Origin of the sequence: Niastella vici (assembly GCF_002077945.1) — a bacterium.
Classification (GTDB): Bacteria; Bacteroidota; Bacteroidia; order Chitinophagales; family Chitinophagaceae; genus Niastella; species Niastella vici.
In genome coordinates this window covers 66,513-86,421 of the sequence record NZ_LVYD01000048.1, presented here as the reverse complement: position 1 = coordinate 86,421, position 19,909 = coordinate 66,513, and the positions used below count along the sequence as shown (strand labels likewise).

Annotated in this window: 15 protein-coding genes; 9 read left to right on the top strand and 6 right to left on the bottom strand. The window is 45.6% G+C overall.

The genetic code is table 11. From position 1 onward, the window contains the following. Positions 1-59 precede the first annotated feature (59 nt). The 3 genes from A3860_RS18245 to A3860_RS18235 form a co-directional block, all read right to left on the bottom strand. On the bottom strand, positions 60-2,240 hold the full coding sequence (locus tag A3860_RS18245; RefSeq protein ID WP_081148186.1) for an amylo-alpha-1,6-glucosidase: 2,181 nt from the start codon (positions 2,238-2,240) through the stop codon (positions 60-62). A gap of 25 nt (positions 2,241-2,265) precedes the next feature. After that, positions 2,266-3,333: a glycosyltransferase family 4 protein gene (locus A3860_RS18240; RefSeq protein ID WP_245843568.1), complete on the bottom strand. Its 1,068-nt coding sequence runs from the start codon at positions 3,331-3,333 to the stop codon at positions 2,266-2,268. A gap of 348 nt (positions 3,334-3,681) precedes the next feature. Further along, positions 3,682-4,563, bottom strand: a complete 882-nt coding sequence (locus A3860_RS18235) for an AraC family transcriptional regulator (protein WP_081148184.1) — start codon at positions 4,561-4,563, stop codon at positions 3,682-3,684. A 137-nt stretch (positions 4,564-4,700) separates the two neighbouring features. Between A3860_RS18235 and A3860_RS18230 the strand changes: the two genes are divergently transcribed. After that, on the top strand, positions 4,701-5,240 hold the full coding sequence (locus A3860_RS18230; protein ID WP_081148182.1) for an RNA polymerase sigma-70 factor: 540 nt from the start codon (positions 4,701-4,703) through the stop codon (positions 5,238-5,240). 109 nt (positions 5,241-5,349) lie between these two features. Here the strand turns inward: A3860_RS18230 and A3860_RS18225 are convergent, their stop codons facing one another. Further along, on the bottom strand, positions 5,350-6,117 hold the full coding sequence (locus tag A3860_RS18225; RefSeq protein WP_081148180.1) for a DeoR/GlpR family DNA-binding transcription regulator: 768 nt from the start codon (positions 6,115-6,117) through the stop codon (positions 5,350-5,352). A gap of 707 nt (positions 6,118-6,824) precedes the next feature. Between A3860_RS18225 and A3860_RS18220 the strand changes: the two genes are divergently transcribed. From A3860_RS18220 to A3860_RS18195, 6 genes are all read left to right on the top strand, one after another. Beyond that, positions 6,825-8,399 (top strand): glycerol-3-phosphate dehydrogenase/oxidase, encoded by a 1,575-nt coding sequence (locus tag A3860_RS18220; protein ID WP_081148178.1) that lies wholly within the window; start codon positions 6,825-6,827, stop codon positions 8,397-8,399. Positions 8,400-8,532: 133 nt separating this feature from the next. Next, the gene (locus A3860_RS18215; protein WP_081148176.1) at positions 8,533-9,951 is read left to right on the top strand and encodes a calcineurin-like phosphoesterase C-terminal domain-containing protein; all 1,419 of its coding nucleotides are present in this window, start codon (positions 8,533-8,535) and stop codon (positions 9,949-9,951) included. A gap of 181 nt (positions 9,952-10,132) precedes the next feature. Beyond that, positions 10,133-10,807: a GDSL-type esterase/lipase family protein gene (locus A3860_RS18210; protein WP_081148174.1), complete on the top strand. Its 675-nt coding sequence runs from the start codon at positions 10,133-10,135 to the stop codon at positions 10,805-10,807. 30 nt (positions 10,808-10,837) lie between these two features. Beyond that, complete coding sequence (gene glpK / locus A3860_RS18205) at positions 10,838-12,322, top strand: glycerol kinase GlpK (RefSeq protein ID WP_081148172.1); 1,485 nt, start codon at positions 10,838-10,840, stop codon at positions 12,320-12,322. Positions 12,323-12,537: 215 nt separating this feature from the next. Beyond that, on the top strand, positions 12,538-13,275 hold the full coding sequence (locus tag A3860_RS18200; RefSeq protein ID WP_081148171.1) for an MIP/aquaporin family protein: 738 nt from the start codon (positions 12,538-12,540) through the stop codon (positions 13,273-13,275). Positions 13,276-13,284: 9 nt separating this feature from the next. Continuing rightward, the gene (locus A3860_RS18195; protein ID WP_081148170.1) at positions 13,285-14,199 is read left to right on the top strand and encodes a glycerophosphodiester phosphodiesterase family protein; all 915 of its coding nucleotides are present in this window, start codon (positions 13,285-13,287) and stop codon (positions 14,197-14,199) included. 87 nt (positions 14,200-14,286) lie between these two features. Here the strand turns inward: A3860_RS18195 and A3860_RS18190 are convergent, their stop codons facing one another. Both A3860_RS18190 and A3860_RS18185 read right to left on the bottom strand, forming a co-directional pair. Beyond that, positions 14,287-14,499, bottom strand: coding sequence for a hypothetical protein (locus tag A3860_RS18190; RefSeq protein ID WP_081148169.1), 213 nt, complete (start codon positions 14,497-14,499; stop codon positions 14,287-14,289). A 7-nt stretch (positions 14,500-14,506) separates the two neighbouring features. Further along, a complete protein-coding gene (locus A3860_RS18185; RefSeq protein ID WP_216823463.1) occupies positions 14,507-15,616 on the bottom strand; it encodes an SDH family Clp fold serine proteinase in 1,110 nt (369 codons plus the stop codon). Positions 15,617-16,074: 458 nt separating this feature from the next. On the opposite strand from A3860_RS18185, the gene A3860_RS18180 reads away from it, so the two are divergent. Both A3860_RS18180 and A3860_RS18175 read left to right on the top strand, forming a co-directional pair. Beyond that, a complete protein-coding gene (locus A3860_RS18180) occupies positions 16,075-18,318 on the top strand; it encodes a GH92 family glycosyl hydrolase (protein ID WP_081148167.1) in 2,244 nt (747 codons plus the stop codon). A gap of 21 nt (positions 18,319-18,339) precedes the next feature. Beyond that, positions 18,340-19,881: a glycoside hydrolase family 28 protein gene (locus tag A3860_RS18175; RefSeq protein ID WP_081148166.1), complete on the top strand. Its 1,542-nt coding sequence runs from the start codon at positions 18,340-18,342 to the stop codon at positions 19,879-19,881. Positions 19,882-19,909: the final 28 nt, after the last annotated feature.

The window sequence follows — 19,909 nt, the reverse complement described above, 5'->3', positions numbered from 1 at the left end:
TATGAGCTAATAAATTAAGACTCTTCTTACTTCCTACCTCATACTTCTTACTTCGGTAATTATTTTATCGTCACAATCTCCCATCCAACAGGCTTCGTTATCAGATGTATCCCCAGGTCATGTTCATACTTTACCAGGTCAATTTCAAAATTTTCATTGCCGAACCGCAGGTTCGAGATCCTGATCTGTTTTATATAATCAGGCAACATGGGTTTGTATAATGTCAGTTTCTTGTTGTAGGCGTCGAAGGTAATACGCAGGCAGCTCTGTATCAGCAGGAATACCGCAGCCACCGACCAGGCTTGTGGCGAACAGGCAACCGGGTAAGCTGTGGGCGATTCGCCCCGGCGGAACGGGAACCCGCAAAATAATTCAGGTAAGCGCTGCAGCTCAATGAACAGGGAGGCATCGAACAATCCCTGCATCAACCGCAACGCCTGTGGCATGAGCCCGTACCGGGCAAAACCGTAGGCGATAATAGCCGTATCATGCGGCCATACCGAACCGTTATGGTACGACATCGGGTTATACCGCGCCGCCCGGGTCGAAAGCGTACGAACACCCCAGCCGCTGAACATATCGTCATCCATAAGCATGGTAGCCGTTTTAGCCGCTCTTTCAGGGGTGGCAATGCCAGAGAATAACAAATGCCCTACATTCGATGAAACTACGCGGCAGGGCTTTTTATCGCCATCCAGCGCCAGTATATACGTGCCCAGCTCATCGTCCCAGAATACTTCGTTAAAGCGTTGCTTCAGGTCTTCCGCTTCTTGTTTCAATTGTTCGGCCATATCGGTAAATCCCAGGCGCTGGGCCATATAGGCAGCCTGTTTTTTGGCATCATACACATACCCCTGCACTTCGCACAGTGCAATGGGAAAGCTGGCCAGCTCGCCGTTCTGATGCGAAATGGAATCATGCGAATCTTTCCAACCCTGGTTGGCCAGTCCGCTTTCGGCTTTGCGCTGGTATTCAACAAAACCATCCGCATCCATATCGCCATACTTTTTGATCCAGTTCAGCGCCTGTAAAATATTTTCCCAAATGTCTTTAATGGTGGCCAGGTCATCGGTGCGTTTGAGGTAATGCCCCGCCAGCACAATGAACAGGGGCGTGGTATCAATGCTGCCATAATACAGTTTAAAGGGAATTTCACCGGTCTCGGCCATTTCTCCCGAACGGATCTCATGCAATATCTTTCCCGGTTCAGCATCCTGCAACGGTTTGAGCTCGGTAGCCTGCCTGTTGGCCTGGTACAGTAAAACGCCTTTGGCAATACTGGGCGCCACCCACAAAGTTTCCAGCGCGGTGAAGGTGCCATCGCGGCCAAATACCGTATTGTACCAGGGCACGCCGGCATATGGATAGCTGCCATAAGGGGTTTGCACCAGTAACGACAGCAGATCGTTTTTCGAGCGGTTGATCCAGTTATTGAATTGCTCATTATCGGTAAAGATCTCGGCAATGGTTCCCCGGGTCTTTTCCATACCGCTTCTGATCTTGGTGAACGCTTCAGTATAAGACTCAAATTGTACCGGCGTGGCATGAACCGAACAAATGGTAGTGCAGTTGAGGCTGAAGGCTTCCTTGGGCGCAATTCTGATCTTATAGAAAACCCGGTTTTCTTTTATGGTAGCCGGTGCCGGATCAAAATGCAGGTTGGTATGCCGTTCTATGCCATCAAGGCCCTTATAAGATAGCAGCACATGATTGCTGGAAGATACTACCGGGATCTGCTGTTTGCCGCGTTGTTTTCTATCCATACCCCGCACTTCAAAAATATCCCTGAAGTCGGCGTCGAAGGTGATCTCCAGTTCCATTTCATACGACATGGAGCCATAATTGAACAGCATGATCAGTTCATGGCAGGCCCCATCCTGCAGGAATTTACTGCGTGAAATATGTAAAGTGCCCTTGGGTATCACTACGTCGCGTTCATTGCTGATATCGGGATTGGTAAGATCTACCGACAGCATTTCATTTTCGTTCTTGATATTGGAACTGAGCAGCATGGGGCGGTAATGGTTTATCTCCAGTTCCATATCGCTGAGAAAGCGGGTGCCCTGGTGATAAATGCCCTGTACACAGGTGCCGAATTGCTTGATATCGCCCCACCGGTCGAAAATACCAAACGTATCACCGTAATTTAAAGTGAGCACACGATCATCAGCATACGAGGAAGAAGCCAGGATGTAATACTTGTCATCATGCAGCTTGACCAGGGTGTCATGTTTTTTCATAACATTGATTTTATGTACCGGATGCTTATTTTCTATACGCTTGTGTTAAGTAAAATTTTCTTTCTGGCTGTTTTCGTACAGACTTTTCGTATAGTTGAACATAATTTTTAGCCATCACGATATCACTATACTTTCTTTCGAAAGTTTCACGGCATGCTTTGCGGCTTATTAAATGTATATTTTGCAGGGCGGCTGCGGCCTTGTCGATACTGTCTACTATAAACCCGGTTTTTCCGGGTTCAATGAGCTCAGGTACCGAACCGTGGTTATACGCAATCACCGGTGTGCCACAGGCCAGGGCTTCTATAAGCACCATACCAAATGGTTCGGGCCAGTCGATAGGAAATAATAAAGCTTTTGCATTCGCCAGCAGGGGCCCTTTTTCTGCCTCGCCAATTTCGTGCAGGTATTCAACATGCGGCAGATCGAGCAGATGACGGATCTCCGTTTCAAAATACCGTTCATCGGCCTTATCAACTTTTGCGGCGATCTTTATTTTAATGCCAGCCTGGCGCGCGATCTCAATGGCGCGGTCGGCCCGTTTTTCAGGCGAGAACCGCCCCAGGAAAACCACATAATCGCCCTCCCCATTTCCCGGCTGGTAAAGGTCTTCGGGCAGGCCATGATAAACGGTTCCAACCCAATTGGCCATAGGCAATGGCCGCCGTTGCGAGTTCGAAATAGAAATTACCGGTATATCGGTGAATTTTTTATACAATGGTTTCAACTCCGGAATATCTAACCGGCCGTGCAGGGTGGTCAGCGTTTTTTTATGACTTAAGCGCGTGACCGGGAAGTGCAAATAATCGGTATGAAAATGCAGAAGATCAAATTCATGGGCCCGGTCCATTACTTCCTGCAATTGCAGTACATTACCGGCCATATGATCAATGCAATTACTTAATCGCAAGGCGGTGGGGGTTACTGATATCAGGCGTGCTTTTGTTATAGAGTCGCCCGATGCAAATAACGTTACCTCATGTCCTAATTTCACTAATGCGTTGGTGAGATAGGCTACCACCCGCTCTGTACCGCCATAAAATTTGGGCGGAACCGATTCTATCAACGGGGCTATCTGTGCAATTCTCAACATAATCAAACTTTTCTGTTTATTGATTCATTTTAAAATTTAATGTTGTTGGTTGGTACAAGGGCAGGCTGTTCGGGTTGGGGAAAATTTGCGTCAGGTGGTTTATAGCGTATGAAACTGGTCATAATTACGATCCGGGTTTAGTATCTGAATGAACAGCTTATGTAATATATCTACACAGATTACGCAATAAAAGTGCCAGGGGAATTTGAAGTAGGAAGCAGGAGGTAAGAAGTAAGAAGAGTTTGGATGCCCAGCCCCGCTATTTGTTTTGAGTCTCAGATATCGGGAACTTCTTACCTCTTACTTCTGTTGCATAGGTAGAAGTTGATACCTTTAAAACAAGGCATCTTATGATTTCAAATGCTTACTTCTAAACTCTTTCGGTGTTACCCCGGTTTTTTCTTTGAACAATTTGGAGAAATAAAAATTCGATTCGAAGTTGAGCTCGAAGGCAATTTCTTTTACCGATTTTGAAGTGTTCGTGAGCAGTTCCTTTGCTTTGTGTATTTTTAACTGTATCTGAAACTGGCCGGGCGCCAGGCCGGTATATTCTTTAAATATTTTTCTGAACCGCGAATAACTGATCTGCAATTCCTGTGCAACATCCTCGGGTGAAAAATGTTTGTCGATATTCGATCTGAAAAGCAGGCGCGCTTTATTTACGATATCATCGATGTTCTGTCCGCTGAATTTCTCCTGTTGCGACAATGAATAAATATAACCCAGCATATGCAACACCGTACCGGCGATCAGCGGCTGATAACCTGCTTTCTCCTCTTTTGTTCGGTCAATGATCTCCTCAAATAAATGCAGCAATGGTTCATGATAGCCAACCGGTATTACCGGGTTGGCCGGTGTAAAGAATTTATTACTGAGCAAATTTTTTATAATGCGGCCATCAAAACCTACCCAGTATTCATCCCAGCCTGTTTTCTTATCGGGTTTATACCGGTGGCGTTCACCGGGAAATAGTATAATGATGGAACCTGCTTCAATAGTTTGTTTACCGCTGCTTTTTGAATCAAAAATGCCGCCGCCATTGGTGATGTAAATAACCTGGAATTCATGTAATACCCTTCCTTTTTCCCAATCGAAATAATGATGGGCCGGGTGCGTTGCATACGGGTACGGCGAACCGGCCACAATATGCGTGCAGCCGGTATTTAACACGCTCAGTCCCCAGTTTTCATCTGTTTCACTAACTGGCAGGTATTTATAGTAATTGATCATTATTTATATCAAAAAGTACAACGCAAATATCAAATCAGATAATTAGCTACCACAATTATAACGATAATTTTACTGAGCACAATTCCCTGGTACAGGTCAACACGCACAAGCAATAAAACGATTGTAAACCATTTGATATGAACGGCAACTTAACTGATAGCCATTTGATAGAGCTTTGGCGTACGGGCAATGAAAAAGCGTATCGTGCATTATTCGACCGGTATTTTTACAAGCTGTATAATTATACGTCGAAACTGGTGCCCGATAAAAGGATCTCTGAGGAGATAGTGATGGACGTTATGCTGGCCGTTTGGCAAAAGCGTGATAGGCTGAATACCAGCCTGTCGTTATCTGCGTATTTATACCGGTCGGTCAGGAACCGGTTGATCGATCATTTGCGGAAACAAAATATACCCACGGTTTCGCTCGATCAAACCACTGTAGAACCACCTTCTTCATTTATTACCGATAGCCGTTTACTGCATAAAGAGCTGGAACATTTATACAGGTCTTCGCTTAACCGGCTGCCGCCGCAAAAGAAACGCATCTTTACCATGAGCCGTGATGAGGGCAGCTCCTATAAAGAAATTGCCAATAGATTACAATTATCAAAAAACACCGTGGAGAATCATATGGTGGCTGCGTTGCGGTTGCTGAAGAGTCATATGCAAGCGTGAAAGATCAATGTGATAATGTGATAATTCGATAATTTGATAATGCTTCAAGGTCGGCAGTTGCTATTAAACCGGAGTTCACGTGTATTTCATTATCATATTAGCTAATTAGCTAATTGACTATCGTAACCTCAATACCTCTGCTCTCCAACTGATTCACATAATGGTCCGAGATACCGCTGTCGGTGATCACCTGGTCAATCTCTTCCAGTCCGCAAATGCGGCCAAAGCCCCGTTTGCCAAATTTGGTTGAGTCGGAAAGCACGATCACTTTTTGCGATACATCTATCATTTGGCGGTTCAAATGCGCTTCCATTACACTGGTAGTGGTAAGGCCGAATTCGAGATCAATACCATCAACGCCAAGAAATAGTTTACTGCAGAAAAAATCGGTGAGTATCTTTTGCGCGTATGGGCCGGTTACCGAAGAAGAGCTCTTACGCAGTATACCACCCAGCATCATTACCTCTATATCGGGATGTTTATTTAATTCCTGCGCTACCTGCAGCGAAGCAGTGATCACCGTTGCATTTAATTTGGGGGGAATATTTTTAGCCAGCGCCAGCACAGTGGTGCCCGAGGCAATAATGATAGAATCGTTCTCAGCAATCAATTGCGCAGCCATTGCGCCGATCTTCATTTTCTCGCCCGATTGCAATTTCTCCTTTTCATTCACTGGCCGGTCAATCGTATACGGATTGTTGAGCGTGGCGCCGCCATGTGTGCGGAAAAGCAGGTTTTTATCTTCCAGCAGTTTCAGGTCCTTACGAATGGTAACAGAAGAAACATCCAGTTCCTTGCAAAGGTCCAGCACATTTACAAAGCTTTCCTTGCTTAGTTTGGTCAGAATGAATTGATGGCGTTCGGTTTGTGTGATCATATGGTTCAACAAATTAAAGCAAAATTGGCAAATTGGCGGCATGGGGGGCGTTTGCCGGCTGAAGAAATTTGTTGATTATCATGGGTTAAAAATGCGGTGGAAGCGAAAATCCACGGCTCTAATGGTCTTCTGCTACTATCCGGTGCGGTAATAGAATGCCTGGTAAGCGGTATGGGTTGCACTGGAGTTGCACTGGGGTTGCACTGCAGCCCTTGAATTCAGTGCAACTACGATGGTAGGGTTAGTGCAGGGAAGATCCCTTATTCAACCCTTTTAGGGGAGTTAGCCTGGGCCTTTACCTTAATTAATAATGAGTATGGGTTGGGCGTTTGCTGGCCTTATGTATGGTATTTGGGGGAATTCAATATCAAAAAATAAGGAAATGATAAGGAGCTAACCTGGACCTCAAAGGGAAAAGATCCTTTTAAGGTCCCTGTGAGGTCCCTGTTATGCCCCTGTGAGGTCCCTGAAATACCCAATAAAATATCGATTGATGCGCTGCTTCATACCATGAACTGCCTGAAATCTTGCCCGCCTCTAGTACCTCCCCATCCCTGAAAGCGTCCATAATACGGATTAAGAAAGTGCTTGTTATATAGAAAGGCGCGGCGAAAACGCTTTCGAAATATTTTATTTATGGTTTCAAATTGTTTCATTATTATTGCTTCTGAAACAAAGTGAAATAAAACGAAAGTTTCTGATATAAAATGGAAGTCGAAACCGTACAGGATCGTAATACCCTGGTAAGCAGACTGTCAACCCAAACCGAATGGGACCTGATCGTAATTGGCGGCGGCGCCACCGGTTTAGGCATTGCTTTAGAAGCAGTTAGCAGGGGATATTCCGTGCTGTTGACCGAACAGGCCGATTTTGCCAAAGGCACATCCAGCCGCAGTACCAAACTGGTGCATGGCGGCGTAAGATACCTGGCACAAGGTGATATTCAACTGGTTAGGGAAGCCAGCATAGAACGGGGCCTGTTGTGGCGCAATGCACCGCACCTCGTTAAGAACCAAACCTTTATTATTCCTGTTTATACCTGGTTCGACCGGTTGAAATATACCATCGGCCTTAAATTATACGACTGGATAGCGGGCCGCCTGAGCCTTGGTTCTTCTGTTTTTATTCCACGTGCAAAGGCCCTGCAGAAACTACCCAACATTAAAGCCGATGGATTGGTAGGCGGAGTTCAATATCACGATGGACAGTTCGACGATTCGCGCCTGGCCATTAACCTGGTGCAAACCATCATTGAGCAGGGTGGGGTGGCATTGAACTATATGAAGGTAACCGGTTTACTCAAGGGTGATGGGCAGCACATTTCGGGTGTTACCCTCACCGATGTGGAAACCGGGCGGTCATTTGCCTGCAAAGCCAAAGCAGTGATCAACGCCACCGGCGTGTTTGTTGATGCCATCCTGCATATGGACAATCCGGCCGGCGCTAAAAGCATTACTGCCAGCCAGGGCGTGCACCTGGTGCTCGATAAAAAATTCTATCCCTCAGAAGATGCGTTGATGATACCGGCTACCAGTGATGGACGGGTGCTGTTTGCTGTGCCCTGGCATGGCAAAGTTGTAGTGGGCACCACCGATACACCGGTGAGCCAGGCTTCGCTGGAACCGCAGGCCCTGGAAAGGGAAATAACTTTCATACTCGAAAATGCATCGCGCTATTTTGTGCAGCAGCCAAAACGCAGCGATGTGCTGAGTGTGTTTGCGGGGTTACGTCCGCTCGCAGCGCCGCAAAAAGAGAATGCAAAAACAAAAGAGATCTCGCGCAGTCATAAGATCATGGTCACCCCTTCAAGACTCTTCACCATTTTGGGTGGTAAATGGACCACCTTCCGCAAAATGGGTGAGGATATGGTTGACCGGGTAGAAAAGGAATTGCAATGGCTGCATCAAAAAACGGCGACCCGGCATTTGGCCATTCATGGCGCCATTGCCAATGTGAATCAGAGTGATCCTTTATATTTCTATGGCAGCGATGCCCCGCAGGTGAAAGCATTGATGAATGGCCATGCCAATCAATGGTTGAGCACAAGTTTACAGATACACGAAGCGCAGGTAATTTGGGCTGTTAAACATGAGATGGCAAGAACCGTAGAAGATGTACTATCGCGCAGAACGCGGGCGCTGTTGCTCGATGCAAAGGAAAGCATTCGCATGGCAGAAGCGGTTGCCAACATTATGGCGACCCTGTTGAAAAAAGATGCCAACTGGGTGAAGGAACAGGTGGCGGCGTATACAAAACTGGCTGAGGGGTATTTGTTGAAATAGGGCAATTGTTTCATTAAAGTTTCAATTCCTGCAACGCAGGACTTGCTACGAACGTCTCAGGAGGCAAAAAATATTGAGGTTGATCTATTGACCATTTACCATTGACCATTCACGAACAAACTAATCTGTATAAATGAAAAGACGCAAATTCATTGCCTCCCTTGGTATACTTACTGCCGGTTGGGCATTGGCTCCATTATCACCTGCAAAAGCATTCGCAGGCACAGGAAAAAAAATTAAAGGCGCCGTGCTGGCAAAAGGAAAAGGGCTCAAAGATGTAGTGGTAAGTGATGGCTTTTCTGTAGTGACCACCGATGGTTCGGGCAAATATGAACTGGAGATACATCCCAATGCCGTGGCCGTTTTTGTTTCTACCCCTGCCGGCTATGCGTTCAATCATGAAAAAGGACTTTCCCGCCATTACCGCATGGTACAGGATATCAGCAAACGCAAAGGCAACGATTTTGAGCTGGAACCCCTCACTGTCGACGATACCGATCACCAGTTCATTATTTGGGCCGATCCGCAGGTGAAGACCGAAAAAGATGTGCAAAGAATGATGGCCGAATCGGTACCCGATGTACAAAAATTTGTACAGGCCGCCAATGGCGCTTTACTGCATGGCATTACTGTAGGCGATATTGTGTGGGATAACCACGCCCTGTTCCCGAACTATAACGAAGCCGTGGAAAAAATGGGCATTCCTTTCTTTCAATGCATCGGCAACCACGATATGGATTATAACAAGGGGGGCGATGACACAAGTGACGATACCTTTCAACAACATTACGGGCCAACCTGGTATTCATTCAACCGCGGTAAAGTGCACTATGTGGTGCTCGATGATGTGCGTTACCTGGGCAAAGACCGCGAATACGATGGCTATGTTTCAGAAGAACAACTGAGCTGGTTGCAGAAAGACCTGTCGTTTGTACCAAACGATCACCTGGTTATTGTATGCCTGCACATTCCGGTGCACAATGAAGTAAAGAATAATGAAGCCTTGTATGCGGTGCTGAAAGGCCGTAATGTGCATATCATGTCGGGCCATACACATTACCATAAAAATGTAATAAAGAACGATATATTTGAACATAATCATGGCACCGTTTGCGGCGCGTGGTGGACGGGCCCCATCTGTGGCGATGGAACGCCTTCGGGCTACGGCGTGTATACCGTAAAAGGAACGGAGTTAAGCTGGTATTATCAGAGCACCGGCAAAGAAGCCAGTCACCAGGTAAGTTTGAACGTAGAGGACCAGGATGCCGGCAGCAAAAAACTGCAGGTGAATGTTTGGAATTATGATCCGGCCTGGAAGGTAGAATGCTATGTAGATGGCGCAAAACACGAGGCTTTAAAACAGGAACATGGGTTCGATGTGCTGGCGGTATCATTATATGAAGGCCCGCAACTGCCCAAAGTGCGTGGTTTTGCAGAACCAAAGAAAACAGATCATTTGTTCAATGCAGTTATACCGGCGTCTGCAAAGAACGTTAAGATAGTTGCCATTGATCGATTTGGTAAGAAATATACTTCAGAGTATAATGCATGATTATGAAGTAGGAAATAGGAAGAAAGAAGAGTCCGATTTCTGGAGTTGCTGAACATATTTATCCAATCGGGAAGCTCGAATTACGGGTTTTCATACTTCTTACCTCTTACTTCGGTAACTTAACATTATGAGGAGCCATTTTAAATAAAATATATTCTTAATAACATACTTACAGCTACATATGAAAAAAATTGTCCCTGGCATTGTTGCCAGTTTGCTAACGATATCCTTAAACGTACTCGCGCAACAACCAACAGTCGACAGTACCGTACGCCCCGCCAGTTACAGTTTGCGGTTGGGGTTGTTTAAAAGTTATCCCAATTCAAAAAAAGATATCATATTTCTTGGCAACAGTATTACACAGGGGGTAGACTGGGCTGAATTATTACAGAATAAACATGCACGCAACCGCGGCATCTCGGGCGATATTACCTATGGCGTACTGGAACGGCTGAGCGAAGTAACAGAAGGCCAACCGGCAAAAGTTTTTGTATTGATCGGAATTAACGATATTGAGCATAATATTCCCGACAGCCTGATCGTAAATAATTATCGCCGTATCATCAGACAGATAAAAGCAGAATCGCCCAGAACGAAAATTTATTTTCATACCCTGTTACCCGTGAATAACGAGTTCACGCAGTTTAAAAAGCATTATAACAAAGACGAACATATTTTATTTGTCAATACGGAGTTAAAAAAGATTGCAGCAGAAGAAAACATCACATTGATCGATCTGCATCCGCATTTTCTGGATGCAGCTAATAAGCTGGATAAAAAGTACACACAGGATGGGTTGCATTTGAATGCAGAAGGATATAAAGTGTGGGCGGGAATTTTGAAACAGTATCTGTAAGTTTAATATCTAACGATTAATAAAAAAGGAATGCCACAATACATACTCTCTTTCGACCAGGGTACTACCAGTTCGCGTGCCATTATATTCGATCATGCCGGCAGCATTATTTCCATAGCACAAAAAGAATTTACCCAACTGTATCCGCAACCAGGTTGGGTTGAGCATGATGCCAGTGAAATTTGGGCTACCCAACTGGCTGTGGCGGTAGAAGCCGTGAGCAAGGCCGGGTTGAAAGCAACCGATATAGCCGCCATCGGCATTACCAACCAGCGCGAAACTACCGTTGTTTGGGATAAAGAAACCGGCCTGCCGGTACATAATGCGATCGTTTGGCAGGACCGCCGCACGGCTACTTTTTGCGACCAGCTGAAGGTAAAGAGCGGCAAGCTGATCCAGGAAAAAACCGGGCTTATTGTAGACGCTTATTTCTCTGCCACCAAGATCCGCTGGATACTCGATAATGTAGCCGGTGCGCGTAAAAAAGCAGAAGAAGGAAAACTGGCCTTTGGCACCATTGATACCTGGCTGGTATGGAAGCTCACCGGCGGTAAAGTACATGCTACCGATATCACCAATGCTTCCCGCACCATGCTGTTCAATATTCATACCTGCAGCTGGGATGAGGAACTGTTGAAAATACTGGAAGTGCCAGCCGCTATGTTACCGCAGGTGCGTTCATCGAGCGAAGTGTTCGGGCAAACAGATGCGCAGATCCTTGCCGCGCAAATACCCATTGCCGGTATTGCCGGTGATCAGCAGGCTGCCCTGTTCGGACAAATGTGCACCGAGCCCGGCATGGTAAAAAATACGTATGGGACCGGTTGCTTTATGTTGATGAACATTGGCGACAAACCTATTCTTTCAAAAAATAACCTGGTTACAACCATTGCCTGGCAAATTGATGGTAAAGTGCAATACGCCCTCGAAGGCAGCATCTTTATCGGTGGCGCCGTGGTGCAATGGTTACGTGATGGATTAGGCATCATAAAACATTCGGCTGAAGTAGAAGCGCTGGCAAAAGAAGTAACTGATAACGGGGGCGTATACCTGGTGCCTGCCTTTGCCGGCCTGGGCGCCCCTTACTGGGATCAACACGCCCGCGGTACCATTGTGGGGTTGACCCGAGGTTCTACATCGGCCCATATTGCCCGCGCGGCGCTTGAAAGCATTGCCCTGCAAACCATGGATGTATTGACTGCCATGCAGGCCGATGCCGGATCGCCCATTAAAGAATTGCGCGTTGATGGCGGTGCTACGGCCAATGATCTGCTGCTGCAAATTCAGGCGAATGTATTACAGGCAACGGTGATACGCCCCGACATTACCGAAACAACAGCCATTGGTGCAGCCTACCTGGCTGGTTTGGCAGTTGGCTTCTGGAAGAATATTGATGAGATCAAAAAGCAATGGAAGCTTAATAAGAGTTTTACACCCGATGGCAGCAATGCCGGAGAGCTTACCAAAGGATGGCAGAAAGCCATCAGGGCTGCGAGAGCGTGGGGGGAAGAGTAGGGGAAATGAAGAATGAAAAATGAGAAACAGAAAAATAAGAAAGGGATGTAAGAAAATGTGAAACGTCAACGGTCATTGGCTAATGGTGAAAAATCGTGAAGTTCGAATAAAATCAGGGCTTTAACTGGAAATTACCACCAGCCATAAACTATAAACCACAAACTTCAATAACAAACCCTTTCCCTTTAGGAGGGCGGGGGGTAAACTACGATTGTATGTCTCCATTTATCGCCGAACTCATCGGCACTATGTTTTTGATCTTATTGGGAGCAGGTGTTGTGGCGAATGTAATTTTAAAAGGAACAAAGGGCTATAGTGGCGGCTGGATGGTGATCACCACCGGTTGGGCGCTGGCCGTATTTGTAGGTGTTACCGTTGCCGGTCCGTACAGCGGCGCGCACCTGAACCCTGCCGTATCAATAGGGTTGGCCATTGCCGGAAAATTCGAGTGGGCCAACGTTCCTATGTACATTCTGGCGCAGCTGCTGGGCGCCATGTTGGGCGCTTTTCTGACCTGGGTGATATACAGAGACCATTTTGATGCAACCAACGATCCCGGTACGCAGTTAGCCGTGTTCAGTACCGGACCTGCCATAAAAAATACTACGTTTAACCTGTTGAGTGAGATCATTGGTACTTTCGTGCTCCTGTTTGTGGTGTTCTATTTCACCGGAGCAGAGATGGAAACGCCCAAAACAAAGATCGGGCTTGGCTCATTGGGCGCGCTTCCGGTGGCCTTCCTGGTATGGGCCATTGGTTTGTCATTGGGTGGAACAACCGGTTATGCCATTAACCCCGCCCGCGATCTGGGGCCGCGTATAGTACATGCACTGTTGCCCATAAAGCAAAAAGGCGGCAGCAACTGGAAATATGCGTGGATACCCATTATTGGTCCCATCATTGGCGCGGCCATTGCCGCCCTGTTATTTTTAGGGTTAGAACAAATAAAATAAATATATAGCATGAACTCAAAATGCATTTGGGTACTGGCTGCGATCGCAGGCAGTGTGGCCGCCTGCACGGCATCGAAGCAAATAACGGTTCCGCAAAACTATCCGTCGTTTTATAAAGAAGGCCACCGGGGTACGCGTGGGTTAATGCCCGAGAATACCATCCCAGCCATGAAGAAAGGCGTTGAAGTAGGCGCCAACTGCATTGAAGTGGATGTATATCTTACCAAGGATGGCAAAGTGCTCATTGCGCATGATCCGTTTGTGAACGTGAACCATTCGTTGTACCAAGATGGCAGTGAAATTGCGAAAGGCGACGCCAAAAAATATAGCTGGCATCAGATGAACTATGAAGACATCCGGAAGTTTGATGTAGGTTCAAAACCATATGCGGCTTTTCCGCAACAACAAAAGAAAAAGGTCAGCATGCCATTGCTGGGCGAGCTCATCGATTCGGTGGAAGCATATGTAAGCGCCAACAACCTGCCCAAACCCATTTATAATATCGAATTAAAGACCTCTGCCAAATACGATAGCCTGCAATATAATTCTGGGCCGGCCGAAGTGGTAAAAGCCGTGCTGGCCGATGTAACGCCCCGCAACATCGGGAACCGTTTTTACATTCAGTCATTTGATGTGCGCCCATTGCAGGTGGTGCACAGGGAACATCCGGAAATTGTTGTTGGTTTTTTAACAGCAGGTAAAAACCTCGACAGTAATCTCAAACAGCTGGGTTTTATGCCACATATTTACAGTCCGGAGTACAGCCTGGTGAATAAAGCCATGGCCGATTATTGCCACAGCAGAAATATGAAGCTGGTTCCGTGGACGGTGAACGACAAAGAGAAAATGAAAAACCTCATAGCCGATGGTGTTGATGGCATCATCACTGATTATCCTAATTATTTTGCGGAGATAGGGAAGTAGATAATCTTTTTTAAATTAAACAAGCCCGGGTATATCCCCGGGCCTATTTAATTTAATAGGTATATTTAAAGACATTTTGATTACAAATTAAAAAGAAAGTCCCAAAAGCAGATTCCCCTCATTTTCATTGTCAAAAGAATCGCTATTTTCCCGCTCCTGAATTTTGAGCCGCTTGTATTTGATCTGGGTTAGATCAGGTTTTATTGCGGTATATTTCCCTTCCTGGGTTTCGGTAATAAAATGCAATAGGGCTTTCCCTTCACTGCTAAAATCAACTTTTATTTTTAATGGTTCTGCCATATAATGTTTATTTAATGGTTACTTTTTTTCTTGTTTGTAATTCAAGTTGATTAATTATTGGTTTTAGATCCATAGCAAAATTACAATTATCGCAAACAAGTTTGTCTTGGTCTTTTATATTGGGGTTAGGTTTTAAGTTTTGGCGCTTAATTAACTCATTATCAATGTCTATATAGCCATTTACCTGGTGTTCTTTTCCGCATTTTGGACAGGTTATATCTAATTCAATGTCATCAATTTTTTTATGTTGACCATTACCTTTTTCAAGGGGTATAGATACAGGCAAATTATTACCCGGATTAACTGTAAATGTTTTTGATAATTTAAGATCATCAATAAAGAACATCTTGTAAATATTTGATGAGTCAAAAAGTAAGCGAATAACTGTTTTAATTCTATATACAATATCTGCAAGATCTTTATCGTCATCTATTCGTTCTATGAATAAATCTTCTATTAGGTCTTCAATTTTCAAGGACCGGCCATGTGTTCGCCAGGTAGTATGGTCGCATAACATTTCTGCTACCTCATGTGCCCGTTGTTTCCTTAATTCAGGTGTAACTGGTTGTTTATTGGTGTTAGTTTCAGTCCAGTTCTTAAACTTATATTGTTCCAGCCAACACTTAACCAGATCTTTTGCAAATTCCAAGGAATTAATAACCCCATACAGTTCGCCTGGGGAAATTTGGGCAATCATTTCAGCATCAAAAGCATTCAATTTCCCGGTTTGAGCGGCTTCATCTCTTCTCAATTCTACCCATTCTTTATAATCATGGGCCGAAACTACAGATCTGCCAATTCTCACCTGTGCATCAATTGGACCTAAACTTCCAGTATCGGTCATATAAATATTGTCTCCCGATAAAACAAGAATTGTTCCGGCGCTTTTGGCTTCACCTGCTATGACAAAATTTACTTCATCAAATTTCTTTCTTAAGAATTTTGCAATTTCTTCAGCAGCCTCACCGCTACCGCCAGGTGTTTCTATATAGAAATCAATTTTGGTTTGAGGGGATTCACGAAGAATATCCTGAATATTATAAAAATCATCCTGTACAAGACTGATATCGATACCTCTGTTTCTCCCTTTGTTTATATCTGCTGCGTAAACAAACATGTACCGGCCTGTATGATTGTTATATAACTTAATCAATCCTTGCAGCTCATTTTGTAGGTCTAACAGTCCTGGCCGCCTTGAGATATATTCGTGTAGTATACTGCCCATAATTATGAGATGTGTAATACAGTTAGTGTCTTATTTCATAAACATGTAAGTAAATATACGGATATATATTCCTGTATGTTAGTGGGCATTCGAAATGATTTTATAAATTGATTATCGTCAAGTGGTGGAGTACAAAACTGTACTTTAGTAAGTAAAAAATTGTAGCCACCTGTTTATTATCAATAGGCGTTTCAAACAATCAGCCCTCATTTTTAACGTCATTTTTTCCTTTTCCACCTATTACATTTATGCTGCAGGGCGCACTATATGACGACTGCTCGCTTTATGCTGATTGCATTAAGCGTGCTATATTGCGACCGGATTTTGTAAAATAATGTAAATTCATTGGCATGAAAGGTAGTTTGAGCAGGGTAAAAAGTTTCGTTCTCGTTGCTGGTTTTGTATTGTTCCATGAGGGGGCGTTTTCACAGCGCTTTACTGATTATGTAAACCCCTATATTGGCACGGCGGGGCATGCGCATGTGTTCCTCGGTGCCAGTGTGCCCTTCGGCGCCGTACAACTGGGGCCCGATAATGTATTCAGAGGGTGGGACTGGTGCTCGGGTTATAATTATACCGACAGCATCATAAAGGGTTTTTCTCACACCCATTTAAGCGGTACCGGCATGCCCGACCTCGGCGATGTGCTCATCATGCCTTTTACCGGTACCATAAAAACCGGAAAGGTAACTGCGGAAGCACCCACTGCGGGCCCTTCTTCCCACTTCTCACACAAAAATGAAAAAGTACGGCCGGGTTATTATGCGGTCACATTAGACGATTATAACATCAACGTGCAATTAACCGCTACAGCGCGTGTAGGGTTCCATCAATATCAGTTCCCGGCCGGTAACCCCGCCCGCATCCTGATCGATCTGCAGGAAGGCATTGGCGATAAAACCACCGATGCCTATATCGAAAAAATAAATGATTCCACCATTTATGGTTACCGCTATTCAAAAGGCTGGGCCTCCGATCAGCGCCTGTATTTTGCGATCAGGCTATCTCAACCTATAGCGCAATTCGAAGTTTTTGATAATAGCACAAAAGGGGAAGGAACGGCTGTAAAAGGCAATGCGGTAAAAGCTGTTTGCCACTTTAATAAGGCGAACACCTTACAATTTAAAGTAGGCATTTCACCGGTAAGTGCAGAAAATGCCCTCGCCAATATAAATGCGGAGATCCCGCACTGGAATTTTAATAAAGTTGTGCAGGATGCTGATGCCAAATGGAACAAAGAATTGGGCAAGGTACGCATTGAAACTTCCAATGCTACAGCCAAAAAAATATTCTACACCGCTTTGTTTCACACCATGATCGATCCCGCTTTGTTCAACGATGTGAATGGTGAATACCGTGGGCCCGATAAGAACGTGCACAAAGCCTCTTTTCAAAACTATACCATCTTTTCCCTGTGGGATACCTATCGTGCCCTGAATCCTTTATATACCATCACGCAGCCCGAACGGGTAAATGATTTCATCAATACCATGCTGGCTATTTATCAGCAGCAGGGAAAATTACCCATCTGGCACCTGGCCGGTAATGAAACCAACCTGATGCCGGGCATGAGCGGCGTGCAAATTGTGGCTGAGGCATACCTGAAAGGCTATCGCGGTTTCGATACGGTGCTCGCCTATGAAGCAGTGAAAAATACTTCGCTGCGCAATGAGTTCGGTCTCGATTATGTAAAATCGCTTGAATACATTCCCAATGATAAAATGCAGGAATCGGTGGCAAAGGCCATGGAATATTGCATCAGCGATGGCAGCATTGCATTAATGGCAACCAAAATGGGCCGGAAAGAAGACGCAGCACTTTTTGTAAAGCGTTCTCTTTATTACCGGCATTATTTCGACAGCACCACCCGTTTCTTCCGCGGTAAAAATGCACAGGGCAACTGGAACCAGACCTTTGGTCCGGGCCGCACCAGCCATCCCTACATCGACGATTATTGCGAAGGCAATGCCTGGCAATATACCTGGCTGGTACCGCAGGATGTAAAAGGGCTCATTCAACTGCTTGGTGGCGATGCGGCGTTTGTAAACCGCCTCGATTCGTTCTTTAAATTGAAAATTGAATTCGATCCGCAATCGCCGCCCGATATTTCAGGTATGATAGGTCAGTATGCGCATGGCAATGAACCGGGGCATCACACCACGTACTTATATACTTATGCCGGCCAGCAATGGAAAACGGCGGAAAAAGTGCGGTATATATTGAAAGAACAGTACCTCGACAGCACCGATGGCATCAGTGGTAATGAAGATTGCGGGCAAATGTCGGCCTGGTATATCTTCTCTTCATTGGGATTTTATCCCGTTTACCCCGCCAGCGGTACCTACGTATTGGGCAGTCCTTTGTTCGATAAAGCTACCCTACAACTGCCAAACAAGAAAACGTTTTCGTTAATAGTACAACAGAACAGTCCAAAGAATATCTATATTCAACGCGTAATCATGAATGGTAAACCCTGGCCCAATACCTATATTACGCACCAGCAGATCATGCAGGGCGGCAATATGACGATTGTGATGGGAAGCAAACCGAATGTTGCATTCGGCAAACTTCAGGAGAACAGGCCAGGGAATTGACCTTCGCAAAACAAAAACCATATGAAAGGAACCGGACTATTTCTTCTGCTCGTAATTGTTTCCACAAGCGTAGTTGCACAAACTGCAAAGACCTATGATATCACCACCCTGGGCGCCAAAGGCGATGGTGTAACCGATAATACGGCGGTTATTCAAAAAGCGATCGACGACGCATCAGCAGCCGGTGGCGGGAAGATATTGGTTCCGAAAGGGAAATTTGTAACCGGTGTAATAACCCTGCGTTCGGGTGTTGAGTTATTTGTATCGCCAACTGCGATGTTATTGGGCAGCACCAAAAGAAGCGATTATGGCCAGTCGCGTCGTGCATCGGCCCTCATCATTGCCAACAACCAGCATCATATTGCTATTCGTGGCGGCGGCACCATCGATGGCCGTGGCCGTGAAGTGGTGGCCGATGTTGACCGCATGTTAAAAGAAGGAACCTTACAAGATCCCTCCTGGCAAACCGTTAATCCCTGGGGGCAGAAAAGATCTGATGAATCTAACCGGCCCCACCTGCTCACCTTCATGAATTGCGACCATGTAACTATTGAAGGGGTGTTATTTAAGGATGCGGCCTGCTGGGTGCAAACCTACAGCGAATGCACCAACCTCACCATCAAAAATATAAGGGTAAAAAGCACAGCTTACTATAACAATGATGGCATCGATATCGCTGATTGCCGCAACGTAAAAGTTACCGGCTGCAATGTCGATGCCGACGATGATGGCATTTGTTTGAAATCACACAACCCCAATGCATTTTGCGATAGCATCGAGATCAGCGATTGCACCATCCGTTCCAGCGCCAGCGCCCTGAAATTTGGTACGGCTTCGCACGGCGGGTTCAAACATATTAAAGTTAAAAATTTAAACATCTTCAATACTTTTCGTTCGGCCATTGCGCTTGAATCGGTTGATGGCGGAACGCTCGAAGATGTGACCATCGAAAACGTAAAAGCAACAAATACCGGCAACGCCATTTTTATTCGCCTCGGGCATCGTAAAACCCAGGCGCCTATTGGCAAGGTGCGGAATATCAAAATTTCAAATGTAACAGTAGAAGTTCCTTCCGGCAAACCCGACAGGGGCTACGAAATGGAAGGGCCGGTAGTGAGGGTTCCGCATAATTTGTTTCCCGCTTCCATTACCGGTTTACCCGGCCATCCTGTTGAAAATGTTACGCTCGAAAATATCTCAATTACCTATGGTGGCGGCGCCGATAAAAAAGTAGCATATGTGGGGCTCGACTCCCTGCAAAATATACCCGAACAAGCGCCTGATTACCCTGAATTCTCCATGTTTGGCGAGCTGCCCTGCTGGGGATTGTATGTACGGCATGCCAGCGGTATAACATTGAAAAATATAAAGCTGGCCTATAAGAAAGCCGATTTCAGGCCTGCCGCTGTTTTTGATGACGTACAACAATTACAGGTGCAGTCCCTGCTGGTCCCTTCAGCCCAGTCGGCCCCGGTGATCGTATTGAAAGATGTACCATCGCCCGCACTCTCTTCCATGAAACTCCCGTTCGATAACAGTAAAGCCGTAAAAGTGTTGAAATGACCCTGTAAACCAATGAACAGCAAATAGA

Coding starts and splice junctions, on each gene's coding strand:
- A3860_RS18245 (WP_081148186.1), bottom strand. CDS start 2,240: ATGAAAAAACATGACACCCTGGTCAAGCTGCATGATGACAAGTATTAC.
- A3860_RS18240 (WP_245843568.1), bottom strand. CDS start 3,333: ATGTTGAGAATTGCACAGATAGCCCCGTTGATAGAATCGGTTCCGCCC.
- A3860_RS18235 (WP_081148184.1), bottom strand. CDS start 4,563: ATGATCAATTACTATAAATACCTGCCAGTTAGTGAAACAGATGAAAAC.
- A3860_RS18230 (WP_081148182.1), top strand. CDS start 4,701: ATGAACGGCAACTTAACTGATAGCCATTTGATAGAGCTTTGGCGTACG.
- A3860_RS18225 (WP_081148180.1), bottom strand. CDS start 6,117: ATGATCACACAAACCGAACGCCATCAATTCATTCTGACCAAACTAAGC.
- A3860_RS18220 (WP_081148178.1), top strand. CDS start 6,825: ATGGAAGTCGAAACCGTACAGGATCGTAATACCCTGGTAAGCAGACTG.
- A3860_RS18215 (WP_081148176.1), top strand. CDS start 8,533: ATGAAAAGACGCAAATTCATTGCCTCCCTTGGTATACTTACTGCCGGT.
- A3860_RS18210 (WP_081148174.1), top strand. CDS start 10,133: ATGAAAAAAATTGTCCCTGGCATTGTTGCCAGTTTGCTAACGATATCC.
- glpK (WP_081148172.1), top strand. CDS start 10,838: ATGCCACAATACATACTCTCTTTCGACCAGGGTACTACCAGTTCGCGT.
- A3860_RS18200 (WP_081148171.1), top strand. CDS start 12,538: ATGTCTCCATTTATCGCCGAACTCATCGGCACTATGTTTTTGATCTTA.
- A3860_RS18195 (WP_081148170.1), top strand. CDS start 13,285: ATGAACTCAAAATGCATTTGGGTACTGGCTGCGATCGCAGGCAGTGTG.
- A3860_RS18190 (WP_081148169.1), bottom strand. CDS start 14,499: ATGGCAGAACCATTAAAAATAAAAGTTGATTTTAGCAGTGAAGGGAAA.
- A3860_RS18185 (WP_216823463.1), bottom strand. CDS start 15,616: ATGTTTGTTTACGCAGCAGATATAAACAAAGGGAGAAACAGAGGTATC.
- A3860_RS18180 (WP_081148167.1), top strand. CDS start 16,075: ATGAAAGGTAGTTTGAGCAGGGTAAAAAGTTTCGTTCTCGTTGCTGGT.
- A3860_RS18175 (WP_081148166.1), top strand. CDS start 18,340: ATGAAAGGAACCGGACTATTTCTTCTGCTCGTAATTGTTTCCACAAGC.